This window comes from Blautia sp. LMAG:89, assembly GCF_008679485.1.
In the GTDB taxonomy this organism is placed as follows: domain Bacteria; phylum Bacillota; class Clostridia; order Lachnospirales; family Lachnospiraceae; genus Blautia_A; species Blautia_A fusiformis.
Window position 1 is genome coordinate 182,865 of the sequence record NZ_NANC01000007.1, and the last position, 13,574, is coordinate 196,438.

At 40.5% G+C, this 13,574-nt stretch carries 11 protein-coding genes and 1 pseudogene; 1 reads left to right on the forward strand and 11 read right to left on the reverse strand.

From position 1 onward, the window contains the following. Positions 1-297: 297 nt before the first annotated feature. The 9 genes and pseudogenes from cas2 to CCC70_RS10645 form a co-directional block, all read right to left on the reverse strand. Positions 298-588, reverse strand: a complete 291-nt coding sequence (gene cas2 / locus CCC70_RS10605; RefSeq protein WP_059085214.1) for a CRISPR-associated endonuclease Cas2 — start codon at positions 586-588, stop codon at positions 298-300. 9 nt (positions 589-597) lie between these two features. Continuing rightward, positions 598-1,628, reverse strand: a pseudogene (gene cas1c / locus CCC70_RS10610) (type I-C CRISPR-associated endonuclease Cas1c). Next, positions 1,625-2,290, reverse strand: a complete 666-nt coding sequence (gene cas4 / locus CCC70_RS10615; protein WP_278603966.1) for a CRISPR-associated protein Cas4 — start codon at positions 2,288-2,290, stop codon at positions 1,625-1,627. The pseudogene cas1c and the gene cas4 overlap by 4 nt, the downstream one beginning before the upstream one ends. Then, positions 2,290-3,201, reverse strand: a complete 912-nt coding sequence (gene cas7c, locus CCC70_RS10620) for a type I-C CRISPR-associated protein Cas7/Csd2 (RefSeq protein ID WP_278603965.1) — start codon at positions 3,199-3,201, stop codon at positions 2,290-2,292. The genes cas4 and cas7c overlap by 1 nt, the downstream gene beginning before the upstream one ends. Then, on the reverse strand, positions 3,198-4,934 hold the full coding sequence (cas8c, locus tag CCC70_RS10625) for a type I-C CRISPR-associated protein Cas8c/Csd1 (RefSeq protein WP_278603964.1): 1,737 nt from the start codon (positions 4,932-4,934) through the stop codon (positions 3,198-3,200). Before cas8c ends, cas7c begins: the two co-directional genes overlap by 4 nt. After that, positions 4,931-5,593, reverse strand: a complete 663-nt coding sequence (cas5c, locus tag CCC70_RS10630; protein ID WP_015525785.1) for a type I-C CRISPR-associated protein Cas5c — start codon at positions 5,591-5,593, stop codon at positions 4,931-4,933. Before cas5c ends, cas8c begins: the two co-directional genes overlap by 4 nt. A gap of 19 nt (positions 5,594-5,612) precedes the next feature. Further along, positions 5,613-6,053 carry a hypothetical protein gene (locus CCC70_RS10635; RefSeq protein WP_059085218.1) on the reverse strand — a complete coding sequence of 147 codons (441 nt, stop codon included), beginning with the start codon at positions 6,051-6,053 and terminating at the stop codon, positions 5,613-5,615. After that, positions 6,037-6,504 carry a DUF3990 domain-containing protein gene (locus tag CCC70_RS10640; protein ID WP_278603963.1) on the reverse strand — a complete coding sequence of 156 codons (468 nt, stop codon included), beginning with the start codon at positions 6,502-6,504 and terminating at the stop codon, positions 6,037-6,039. The genes CCC70_RS10635 and CCC70_RS10640 overlap by 17 nt, the downstream gene beginning before the upstream one ends. A gap of 331 nt (positions 6,505-6,835) precedes the next feature. Next, positions 6,836-8,971, reverse strand: a complete 2,136-nt coding sequence (locus CCC70_RS10645; protein ID WP_059085252.1) for a CRISPR-associated helicase/endonuclease Cas3 — start codon at positions 8,969-8,971, stop codon at positions 6,836-6,838. A 150-nt stretch (positions 8,972-9,121) separates the two neighbouring features. Between CCC70_RS10645 and CCC70_RS10650 the strand changes: the two genes are divergently transcribed. Continuing rightward, positions 9,122-9,262 (forward strand): hypothetical protein, encoded by a 141-nt coding sequence (locus CCC70_RS10650; protein ID WP_173733046.1) that lies wholly within the window; start codon positions 9,122-9,124, stop codon positions 9,260-9,262. 67 nt (positions 9,263-9,329) lie between these two features. Here the strand turns inward: CCC70_RS10650 and CCC70_RS10655 are convergent, their stop codons facing one another. Both CCC70_RS10655 and CCC70_RS10660 read right to left on the reverse strand, forming a co-directional pair. Next, positions 9,330-11,576 (reverse strand): DNA gyrase/topoisomerase IV subunit A, encoded by a 2,247-nt coding sequence (locus tag CCC70_RS10655; RefSeq protein ID WP_287084811.1) that lies wholly within the window; start codon positions 11,574-11,576, stop codon positions 9,330-9,332. A gap of 15 nt (positions 11,577-11,591) precedes the next feature. Further along, on the reverse strand, positions 11,592-13,517 hold the full coding sequence (locus CCC70_RS10660) for a DNA gyrase/topoisomerase IV subunit B (protein WP_287084812.1): 1,926 nt from the start codon (positions 13,515-13,517) through the stop codon (positions 11,592-11,594). Between the last annotated feature and the right edge of the window lie 57 nt (positions 13,518-13,574).

Sequence of the window (13,574 nt, forward strand, 5' to 3'; positions counted from 1 at the left end):
CGACCAATTTCAGAACGAAAAAAAGAAACAGCTCTCTATATTTCAATCCACGTTCCCTCGTGGGGAACGACGGTTTGATGTTGCGAACATCGTCTGGCAAAGTGTATTTCAATCCACGTTCCCTCGTGGGGAACGACTGCAAATTTTCACAAATATTCTTTGTTTTTTTATGCAATAAATATAATTTTTCTACTTTTTATTATCCCTTCTCTCTTTTCTTTAGTGTTATTCATGTTACTTTTCTGATTTTTGTAGTGCGAATCCTGCCGGCATTTTATGTGTACTTCTGATTCGCACCTACATAATTAAAGGTTGATCTACTGGAATTCCACGTTCTATACCTACATGTTCTATTTTAGTCTGATAATTATTTCCGAGGTAATAAAAACGTAAGCTATCTTTATTTTTGTCAATAATATCAGACAATATCCCCTTCAAAGCAACACTTTGAGCGCTATCCAAAATACACTCAAATACAGAATTTTGCACCCTTCTTCCATAATTTGTACATTGCTTCGCCACTTTACGCAAACGAGTTCTTCCTGCAGTTGTCTCTGTATTTACATCATAAGTAATCACTACCAACACTTTGTCACCTCATTTCCACAAAAACACTGGATAACTGTCCAAATCTCCTCTTAAATATCTTGCCAACAACATTGCCTGTACATAAGGAACCATTCCCCACTCCACCTTTTCTTTCAAGAACGGATGTGTGATGGTTTCCTTCTTTTTCTTCTGCCATTCTACCAACAGCTTTTTTCGCAGCTCATCATCCATCAGAACAGCTCCATTTTCTTTTTTGGTAAAATTCTTTCCATTTACAATCTTTTTGTTAACAAGCGATAATACAAAACGATCTGCCAATACAGCTCTTAATTCCTCTATCATATCCAAAGCCAGTGATACTCTACCTGGTCTTTCGGTATGAAGATATCCCACATAAGGATCCAGCCCCACACACTCCAGGGAAGAAGCAATCGTATTTGTCAACAACGTATATACAAAAGACAACATTGCATTCATATTATCTAACGGTGGTCTTTTATTTCTTCCTTGAAATGAAAAATCCTTTTTCTGTTGCAAAATCATTTCATCAAAAACTCCAAAATACACGCTGGCCGCTTCCCCTTCAAAACCTCTTAATTGTGCTTTTGATTCACATGTTTGAATTAATCCCAACGTATGTTTCAGCTTTTCTGATGCTATTTTTATTTTGTCCGCATCTACCTGCATACTATGATCTCTAACATAGCGTTCCAACACCCATCTTGCATTATACACCTTTCCAAGTATACAGTTTTTTGCAATTTCCAGGCTGATTGCTGAATCCAAACTGCTTGCATACTGCTGTTCTCGCAAAAGCACATTTCCTCTTGTCTTTCCGGTTATCCTCGCAAGAAATTTTCCCTGGGGCGTCATAAAACAAAGAGAGATATTTTTTTCTGCACAAGATCCCATCAATGCCGGACTGACGCCCCTGTATCCAAAGGAAACTATCCCTTCCAGATTATGTAATGAAGTCTTCCTTTTTCTTTATCCTCTTCAAAAACAACTATATTTTCTCCATCTAAGCCCAAATAGCTGTTTTCAGAAGTTACATACAACGTATTCAAAAGTTTTTTCATGTCTCTTCCTCCTTCAGCATCTGGTCTATATAATGTTTCACAGAAACTTGTTTGTTTAATTTGGGTAGACAAAGTTCCTTTAATGAACAGGAATTACACATTTTACCTGTTTTTACCTTCGGAGTATAACCTCTATTGTAATACTGATGCATCTCTTCAAATATATCTTTGACTGCATTTCTCAGATCCTCTGTAATTTCCACAACTTCTCTTCGTCTTGTTTCTCCATAAAAAAGAGCTGCTTCAGGTATTGTTGCAGAAAACATTTCTTCGAGACATAAAACCTGTGCCACAAGCTGCAATCTATCGGCATCTGTTGATTTTGCTTTTCCTTTTTTGTATTCTACCGGATAAATAGAATACATTCCCCGATGTCCATGAAGCCGTATTCCATCTTCACATTTATGAAATTCTACAAGATCACACTCTCCACTCACTCCCATAATTCTTGAAGAAACCGGCAAAGCTCTTACCAAAATAGTATCTTTTCTTTTTTCCGTCAAATATGGATCATGTACCTTCTGGTGCATCAGTTTTCCAACAGCTGTATGAACATTTTCTGCCCACTGCTGCTCAACATGGATCAATGCCCACTGTCTTCTGCAAAATTTAAAATGCTGTATACCTGATATCATCAAATAATCATCTTCTGTATACTCCATCAAATCATCCTTTTTACTTCAACAGATTCCGGTATTTTATCATTATGAATTTCAACTGTATAATCCTGATATCTTCTCGGATATTCTACATTTTCTTTTCGTGTTACTTCAACTGCATCAAACAATTTATATGCCGGACAATCTCCCAATTCTTTACTGTGCTTAAACACGATCAGTTCACGTACTGACATTTTTCCACGGGCTGCTGAATGGTCATTTTCAAACATATTTATGATCGCATCCCACAGAAGTTCCAGATCTTCTTCTGTAAATCCTGTTGTTTTTCGTGCAAGATTTGCAGATATAAAGCCCTCTGCGCGATACAATGCATATGGCACAATACTCTTTCTTCCCATTTCGGTACTTTTATTTTCGGCATCTTTTTCTGTTGTGATTGCCACACGGGTAATGGTAACTTCCTGACTGATCACTGGGTCGATACTTCTGGCAAATCCAAGCTGAACTGGGCCACGCACCTGTCCGCAGTTTAAAGAAGCTTTTACAAAAGTAGTCATTACTGCCCCAAAAGTTCTGATATCATAATAATTTTCACACATGTAATCCCGCAATTTTGAATCCACATCCGGATCACTTTTTTTCAGTTTTTTTAATGCTTCCGTTACTTTCTTATCATCTGTTTCTTTGATTCCAACATTTTCACATGCCGTTCGGTCACTTCGATTCAACGGAACATCTTCTTTAATATAAATTTTGTAACCCTGTGCATCCTCTTTTACTGTTTCCACATAATTTCTTATTTTTCTTTTCAGGCAGACATCCGTAACAAGCCCTAAGCCGCTTTCCGGATCTATTCTTGGCATATTTCCTGCATCCGGATCTCCATTTGGATTACCATTTTCCACATCAAATAAAACTACAAACTCATATCTGTTTTTAATAACTTCGCTCATCTATTTTCCCTCCCGTTTTTCCAAATACTTTCCTGTTTCTGGTGGTAATACCCCAAAATAAATTTTCCTTGTTCCTCCAATGACAAACGTTTTGGATAAGCTTCTAGCTTACTCACCAATTCGCCCAAAAGATCTTCATATTTCCTTTTCAAATACCCTTTATCTCTTTCTATTTTTTTTATATGACTATTCTTTAATTTAAACAATACTGGAAATACTGATGCCGGTGTTGCACATGCTGAATTAAAATACCGATCTCGAATTGTTGATTTTATTCCAGGATTTGCCTCTGTCTGAATCGACTCCAACACAGAAAATAATCTTCCCAATACATATGCTACATCATTAGATTCTTCATTTAATCCCATACAGATCTCTCCTTCCGTATTTTTATAATTTTTTATCAGAAATGCCTTAACAATAGAAACTCTTCCCCATGTTACACATCCCTGCTCAGCCCGTATTCTTATTAATGTATCTGTATACAAACTTGCCGGATACCTGGAATTTTGTAAAATAGCTGAAAACGCCATAGCGGCCATATTGGAGATTGGTTTTTTATCCCGTGAATTCATATTCACTGTTTCTTTTAACATATCTTCAATTCCAAGATATTCCCGCTCTTCCCATTTAGGTTTTATCATCTGCATTCGTTCATAATGACATGCCAGATTTTTCGTAATATTTCCAAATGAACTCTGATAAAAAAATCTTACAGATAACCTGGCAGCATTTGGTGCCAGACATAAAATATAAAACTTCTGAGATGGATTTAATTCAATGTCATCAATTATGATCTGTTCATCTTTTCTGAGTTTTTCAAAAAATCCATGTACCTCACTTTGATTATCTTTTACCGGATTTAACAATGCTAAAAGCGCATCCTGATATTCCGTCTTTGCCTCCTCTGCCCAATATATAATAATAGAATCTCCCAGCGGAAACGTATATTTCTTTTGTGCCAGCAAATAATTCAACGCACTTGTGTAAGCAAACTCTGCATATTTTCCGACCGGTGCATTATAGCTCTGCTCTTTTCCATAAGATTCAAATGATGGTGCATTAAAAGAAACCAAAGCTGCACCACTGGACTGTGCTCCCGGCACCCCTTTTATATTCCTGTGAATTCTTGAAATTTCAGTTTTTTCTCCTGTTACCAGACAAATTCCACTTATATCTGTTTCCGACTGTTTACTTTCTACATTCCATATTTGCTCTATTTCCTTGTCATCCTGAGCATATTTTTTATCCATACAGAATATAAGATTTCCACCATCCGTGATCTCCTCCCAGTTTTCTAAAACAGCAGCATTTTCTTTTGCTTTTTCCGGATTCCACTTATAAAAAAAAGCACATATAGCCTGTGACATTTCTCCGGAAGTATTTTCCAACAACTTCAGATGCTTCTCCTTTGCCGCTTCAAAGCATTCTGTAATTCTTTTTCCTGTACCACTCTTATCAATTCCAAGCATATATTTCGAATTATCACATAAAAAATTCGCCGCAACTCCGGATGATCGCGTGAGCATTGCCGGAACTTTCATTGTTTGTGAAATCCAAATCTGTTTCTTCCCTGCCTGTCTCTCCTCCTTCAGCCATAAGATATTCTTTATATCCCCGTCTGTAGACAAATTGATTCCATAAGAAACTTTTGCCTGACACCACCCCTGTTTGGGTAATTTCTCTTGTCTTTCCAAATCTTCATAATATTTCACCAATGCCTGCAGTATCATCGTACCACCTCGCAGTTTCGCACATCTATTACTCCCTGTTTCATGATTGCTCTGAAAAACATGGGGCTAAGATTCTCTTCATCCGAATAATCAATATCATATAGCATAAATCCAAAATCTTTTTCCTCTACATCGTCATATGCAGTATGAATTTCCTCTTCATTACACAACTCAAAATTTGCAGGAAATTCCCGACACCCAAAATAAGGCATACTGTAACATGCGCCCCTTTTCAATCTCCTCATAATAATATCCTTGAATTTCCCTGGATTATCCGTTTCATTTGCTTTCTCCGTCATTTCAAAATGAGCTTCAATAACATACTCTACATCACTTAACAACAAAGACGCTCTCTGTACGATTTCCTCTTTACTGCTTAAATATAGGGGTTTCATTCCTCCATTGTAGGCTTCAAGTACTTTACTTGCAGATACCTTACTCTTTACTTCATTTCTTCTTACACTGGTAAATTTAACCGGTTTCTTCACATAAATCTTATCTATACACCATTTCATGCCCGGATGCCAGTAGATTGCTTCCAAAATTCCTCTGGCAGCCGACGGTGTTATTACATCATAAGAACACCGTTCTACTTTCATCTCTGGTCTTGAAAATAATGCATAATCCCCCCACACTCTGACCTTTACTCCCATTCCCATAGGCACTTTCCCTCTTTTCTCATATTATTTCACCAGCTTTATAACATGCTGCTATATAATCTCGTGATTGATAATAAAAATCTGTATTATAGTCCGAAATATGTGCATCAATCCAGGAATGATAAATTTCCCATATTCCCTTTTCAAGTTCTGTATCATCGTATATGTCTTCTATTAATCTCTCATATACTTCTCCAATATCCCAGTAATCCGGAATTGCATACCTGCATATTGATACATTGTCAAATTCGCCCTCCGGAATATCACATTGCTCTGTAAATTCTGCCGCAACTTTTTCTATTGGCTCACAGTGAAAGACATCCGCATAGTTATATATTCGCTTTATATTTTCCATTCCAAGATAATCCGTAACTTTCCACCGACGTTGTTTTTGAGTTCGTCCTATGTACTCGATCAAACTACAGGTAAAAAACAAAGCATTATTATTTTTTCTCGCCATAAACAACCTCACTTCCTACAAATTTCAATGTATCCAGTGCTGAAATTGTATGAAAACTGATTTGATGCGTTGGATACTTGAATTTTACCAATTCCCAGAAAGCAGCTCTTGAAATCTTTCCATCCAGATAATTTTGCAGATAATTGTAGATTGTATCATCTGCCATTGGTCCTTCCACAATATCATACTGATGTGCCTGTCCCTTTCGACAGGAAATAATAAAATCCAGCCATTCTTCCGTCATTTTATCGAATTTAAGAATATTTAATCTCGGATTTTCTGTATACTCATACTTGTTAATATATCCTTTTTTACCATATCTTATAGCCCATCGTTCTGCCTGCTTTTCAATATTTGTACAATAAAAACCAAAATAAAAATCTTTGTTAAATCTGGCTTTTCTGATTTCCGGATATTCCACTACCTCTTTGCTCCCATGATATAGAATCATATGCAGCTCCTTTTTTCTGTAAATTCTTTTTATTTTTAATAATTTTCTTTTATTTTTTCTCGTCATCTTAAATATACTACACTCATCCAAAATATACAATACCTGCCCCTAAATTATTTACATTTAAATTTATTGAATTCTTTCTATTTATATATTATATTTATAGTATGTCAGAAAACATTTTAATGCCTATGAAGGCAGGCGACTTGCTTGATTCGATTAAAATGGTTCCTGTGGATTGAAATAATAATTTTAAATGTAACCGTGTAGAATTAGAACAGGGAGATTAAGGTTTTTCCACCTTAATCTCCCTGCTCTAATCTACATATTTTCACAACCAAACTGCCATGCCACAGTCAACCTCAAGATTCAGTCCTGTCTCCTCTGAATATTGTTCTAAATCTGTCAGTTCATAGAAATCCTTTATATCTTCCGAAACCAGCTTCAGCATCCCCGCATCATTATATTTCTCAAATTCCTGTTTATACAAATTCACACAATATTGTACAGCCCGTCTCATTCCGGATTTTGTAAAACCTTTATTTTTCAGATCCTGTATCACTTCCTGAGCATCTTCTTCCTGATTTACAAAAACGGTTACCGTGTTTTCATCTATCAGTTTAAACTCTCTTTCCACTGTAGCAAAATGATGCCATCCCCCATTAAACTCTTCGCAGATTTTCTTTTTATCCAAACTTTCACCTCGCATATGATAAAGCATTTCAAAGTATCTTGTTACAGTCTGCATATCTTCAATTTTACATTCATTCGCAAGCAGCGCTTTCGAAACATCCATCTGCTGTCTCTGCCCTGGAACTTTTTCAGCATCATCAAACTGAAAAATCACCACTTTGCTTTCTTCTATCGTCCGTTTTCCCTCACGATTACACCTTCCTGCCGCCTGAATGATAGAATCTATTCCTGAAAGCTGTCTGTATACTGTATAAAAATCAAGATCTACTCCTGCCTCTACCAGACTTGTTGAAATTACAATGCACTTTTTCCCTTCTCTCAATCGTTCTTTTATCTGCTTTAACATACGCTTTCTATGTTTTGGATACATGCTCGTAGATAAATGATAAACGCCATCTTCTCTCATAGCATTATAAATTTTTTGAGCTTTCTTTTTTGTATTCACAATGCATAATGCCTGTGTTTCTCTTAACAGACATTCTTCCACGTCTTCTTCTGACAATTTTCCATCGTTTTCAAAGTGAACTCTTTTAAAAAACTCAAACTGTTCCTCTGTCCTTGGACAAAGCTCAGTAATCTGCTTTATATTGCAAAAAAAAGCATCCAATGCCGGTTGTGTAGCTGTACATAATACTGCACTCACCTTATAATTTATCACCAGTTCTTCAATTGCTGTCAGACAGGGTTTCAAATAGTCATTTGGCAACATCTGTGCTTCATCAAATATGATCACACTATTTGCCATATTATGTAATTTTCTGCATTTTGAAGATTTATTTGAAAACAAGGATTCAAAAAATTGTACATTCGTTGTAACTACTACTGGTTTATCCCAGTTTTCAGAAGCAAGCTGCATAGGTTTCAGTTCTTCTGCTTCCTCATAATCTATGTTGCAATGATTTTCCAGAACATTTTCATCTCCTAATATCCTTCGAAAAACTGCTGCATTTTGTTCGATAATACTGGTATAAGGTATCACATAAATAATACGTTTCATGTGATGCTTAACTGCATGCCTTAATGCAAATGCAAGCGATGCAACCGTTTTACCTCCACCAGTCGGAACCGTCAGCCGAAAAAGGCCTTTTTCTCTCTCTCCGTTTTCCAGGCAAGCTTTTAAAATCTCTGTTCTTCTGCCATTTACACTTTCTGTTTCTGTATTTTTCAGCCACTCTGTTATATATTTTTCCAGTTTATCCAGAAGCACCTGTATCTCTTGCCCCTGCTGTCGTCCCGATCTTTCTTCTGTCATAAATTCTTCTGTATCAAGAAAATCGGCATCGACAAGACAAGAATACATCATTCTCGTAAACATACTTAAAGAAAAATTTAAATCCTTCGTTTTCTCTACATTAACTGGTGATGTTTTTAACTCTGGAATCTTCACTTCTTTTTTGTATGCATAAAAATCTTCTATTTTCTTCTTTCTTCTTCCAAGTGTAGTAGATGAATTTCCTGTATCTGTGCTGACGCCATAATCGGATAAGCCAGCATGATGTCCCGCAATACACATCTCCAAAAACGGATACATCCCACCCAATTCCATGCAAACTCTTGCTCCTGCTGTTGCATGATCCACTTTTATTTCTTCTCCACGGATCCGACGTTGAAATTTATCGCTATATTTTCCGATATCATGCAGCATTCCACAGCAATATCCCCAATCTCCTTTTTCAAAAACTTCTGCAAAATCTTTTGCTTTTTCTGCCGTTCCCTGCAAATGCTCTAATATACTTTGTTCACGTTCACCATCACAATGTGCAATATAATTCATCTTCTTCTCTTCCATTTACAACACCGTACCCTCACTACAAGTTATATATTATACTGCTTTAGTTCATCTATATCAATGTATCCAAAGCGCCATCTCTTATGATAATCTCCCATTCTCCATCTCATACACCACATTCATAGTGGAGACTCTGTGGGATACCAGGACTACAGTGCGGCGGGTGGTGTCTTTTTTCAGGGACTTGAGGATGGTGGCTTCGTAGAGCTGACCTTTGTCTACGTATTTCAGGGAGGAGAGCCTTCCCCTCATATCTGCCCGTCAAACCGGGAATGAGCGTGCATCTCACGAATGGTCAGTTCCAGCCACACCGTAGGCTGTGAGATGGATGGCGGGGTGGTGATCAGATTCTCGGCTTCACACCTTTGGTGTCTCGCTTGGCGAGTTTGACTTTGTTAAGTACATATGGTTTGTCGTGGTAGGTAATGGCATACTCCTGCCTGCTTTCCAAAAGATACGCATGGTGGATCCGGTCTTCACCGGTAAGCTTCATGCCGCGGACGCCCATGGCGTTTTTCTTGGTGACGGAGATATCGGTTTTCATGATACGGAGGAAGTAACCTTTCTCAGACTGGAACACAACCTGATCCATCTCGTCCGCTGCTCCTACGAATACAAGGCGGTCATCCTCTGCAAGCTTGGTGGAAACAATGGTACGCTTGGAAGCACGGAACTCATCTCCTTTTACCAGCTTGCACATGCCGTTCTCTGTAACAAAGAGTACCGTGGCGGCTGCTACCTGACTCAGCGGTGCCACATAAAGGATCTGCTCGGAAGTACTATCATAATTACCCAGATTATCTGCCGGAACACCTTTATCACGGAAACGTACCAGCGGGATATCCTCTGCCTTCACGGTGTGGAGCTTGCCGGTATCTGTAAAGATACAGATCTTGTCCGTATTCATGCAGGTAAAGACATAGCGGCTCTCTGCATGAGCGGCATCCTTATTACGCTCGTAGGCATTCTTGTCAATGAGACGCATATATCCGAAACGATCCATCAGGAAGCAGACTTCGGTCTCTTCCATCTTCTTCTCCTCATAAACAGCTTCCTCTGCGTTTTCAATGGAAGTCTTACGCTTACTGCCGTATTCCTTCTTGATCTGATCCAGTTCACCCATGATCACTGCTGCCATGGAGTCATAATTATTCAGGATATCCTCATAAGCAGCAATGTTCTTCATGGTTTCCTCATGCTCCTTCATCAGAGCATCGATCTCCAGACCGATCAGCTTGTAAAGACGCATGTCCAGGATAGCTGCGGCCTGTTTTTCTGTGAATTTCAAGGATTTTGCCGCCTTTTCGGATGTCTTGGTCTTGAATTTAATCCCTTCTGTGATACCGTCGGTCAGACATTTCTTTACCTGGTCACGGCTCTTGCTGCCACGGAGGATCTCGATGATCAGATCAATGACATCGCAGGCTTTGATAAGGCCTTCCTGGATCTCCCGTTTCTCCTGTTCCTTGGCAAGAAGGGTTGTATATTTTCTGGAATTTACTTCAAATACAAAGTCCACATGGTGAGCAATGATCTGCTTCAGTCCCAGTGTTTCCGGTCTTCCGTCTGCAACTGCCAGCATGTTGACACCGAAGGTATCCTCCAGTCGGGTCTTCTTATAGAGCATGTTGGTAAGGTTCTCCACGTCTGCATCGCGCTTCAGTTCCAGAACGATACGGATTCCCTCCTTGGAAGACTGGTTGGAAATATCCACGATATCTGTGGTCTTCTTGGTCTCTACCAGGGTTGCGATATCATTAAGGAATTTTCCGATGTTTGCACCGATCATGGTGTAAGGAATCTCTGTGATCACCAGCTGCTGGCGACCGCCCTTCAGCTTCTCTATTTCCACCCGTCCACGGATACGGAGCTTACCTGTTCCGGATTCATAGATCTTTACAAGGTCGTCCTTATTTACTACGATACCACCTGTCGGAAAATCCGGGCCCTTGAGATAACGCATCAGCCCACGGGTGCTGATATCATTATTCTTCATGTATGCCTTCACAGCATCCACCACTTCGCCCAGGTTATGCGGCGGGATGCTGGTAGCCATACCAACGGCGATTCCGTCTGCTCCGTTTACAAGGAGGTTTGGAATACGCACCGGAAGTACTACCGGCTCCTTCTCTGTTTCATCAAAGTTCGGCATAAAGTCCACAACGTTCTTATCAAGGTCTTCCAGAAAAACCTCCTGGGTCAGCTTCTCCAGACGGGCCTCTGTGTATCGCATGGCTGCGGCTCCGTCTCCCTCGATGGAACCAAAGTTTCCATGTCCGTCCACCAGTGTACGGCCCTTTTTAAATTCCTGCGCCATGACTACAAGCGCATCATAAATGGAGCTGTCACCGTGGGGATGATATTTACCCATGGTATCTCCTACGATACGGGCACATTTACGGTACGGGCGGTCGTAGCGGATGCCAAGCTCATACATATCGTAAAGGGTACGGCGCTGTACCGGCTTCAGTCCGTCACGTACATCCGGCAGTGCTCTGGAAATGATAACGCTCATGGCGTAATCGATATATGATTTCTGCATGATCTCCGCATAATCGGTGCGGATGATATTGTCCTGTTTCGTATTCATAGTTTATTCTCCCAATCAAATATCCAGCTCTGCATCTGTTGCATGCTCATAGATAAAGGCCTTACGTGGCGGAACATCGCTTCCCATCAGGATCTCTGTCACATCGGAGGCCATGCGGGCATCTTCGATCTCCACACGCTTCATCATTCTTGTCTCAGGGTTCAGGGTAGTCTCCCAGAGCTGCTGGGCGTCCATCTCACCGAGACCTTTGTATCTCTGGAGTGTGAAGCTTCCCGGTTTATGGCTCTTACGGTATTTCTCAAGAGCCTTGTCATCGTAGAGATATTCCTCCTGCCCCTTTTTCGGCATTACCTTATAAAGAGGTGGCATGGCAATATACACATGTCCCTCATAGATAAGCTCCGGCATAAAACGGTAAAACAAGGTCAGAAGCAGAGTAGAGATATGAGCACCATCCACATCCGCATCGGCCATGATCACGATCTTGTCATAACGAAGCTTCGTGATATCAAAATCATTTCCGTAGCCTTCGGAAAAGCCGCAGCCAAAGGCATTGATCATAGTCTTGATCTCTGCGTTGGCCAGCACCTTGTCGATGGTAGCCTTCTCTACGTTGAGGATCTTACCGCGAATCGGAAGGATTGCCTGATAGTTACGGTCTCTGGCTGTCTTGGCCGAACCGCCGGCGGAATCTCCCTCTACGATAAAGATCTCACACAGTGACGGATCCTTCTTCTCACAGTTGGCCAGCTTGCCGTTGGAATCAAAAGAGTATTTCTGTTTGGTGAGAAGGTTTGTCTTGGCACGCTCCTCGGTCTTACGGATCTTGGCCGCCTTTTCCGCACAGGAAAGGACGATCTTCAGTGTTTCCAGATTTCGATCAAAAAACAGTACCAGCTGTTCTCCTGCTACCTTGCCAGTGGCTCTGGATGCGTCCTGGTTATCCAGCTTGGTCTTGGTCTGTCCCTCAAAGCGGGGTGCCGGATGCTTGATGGAGACTACAGCGGTCATTCCGTTTCGGATATCTGCACCTGTAAAATTGGGGTCTTTATCCTTCAGTACACCGATCTCACGTGCGTAGGTGTTCATTACCGTTGTGAAGGTAGTCTTAAATCCGGTCAGATGAGTTCCTCCCTCTGCATTGTAGATATTATTGCAGAATCCGAGAACGTTCTCACGGAACTCATTGGTAAACTGAAAAGCAACTTCCACCTGGATCCCGTCTGCCTCTCCTTTAAAATAAACCGGATCATGGAGAGGCTGTGCATTCTTGTTAAGGTCACGGATAAAGCCTACGATCCCCTCCGGCTCATGATACTCGATATCCTCAGGAGTGTCCCCTCTTCGATCCTCAAAATGGATGGTAAGCTCCGGATTCAGATAGGCAGTCTCATGGAGACGGCTCTTTACATCCGCTGCTCCGAATCTTGTTTTCTCAAAAATCTCCGGATCCGGAAGGAAATTCACACAGGTTCCGGTACCTCTGGTCTTCCCTAATTTGGGGAGCAATCCTGCTTCCAGTTCAACGGTAGGGATTCCTCTCTCATAGTGGTCATGATGTATATAGCCATCACGGCTGATCTTAATATCCAGATACGTAGATAATGCGTTCACTACGGAAGAACCTACACCATGAAGTCCGCCGCTTGTCTTATATGCGGAATTGTCAAACTTACCACCTGCATGAAGGGTTGTAAAAACAAGACGCTCCGCAGATATTCCCTTGGCATGCATATCCACCGGGATTCCTCGTCCATTATCCTCTACTGTACAGGAACCGTCCTTCTCAAGAACTACATGGATACGGCTGCAGTACCCTGCAAGGTGCTCATCCACCGCATTGTCTACGATCTCATATATCAGATGGTTCAGTCCCTTTCTGGATACGCTTCCGATGTACATACCGGGGCGCTTTCGCACGGCCTCGAGGCCCTCCAGGACAGAGATACTGCCCGCATCATAAGTGTCTTTTTTTGCCATTCCACTGATTCCTTTCTTTTTATATTCGAACATTTGTTTGTATTATACTCAAAATAT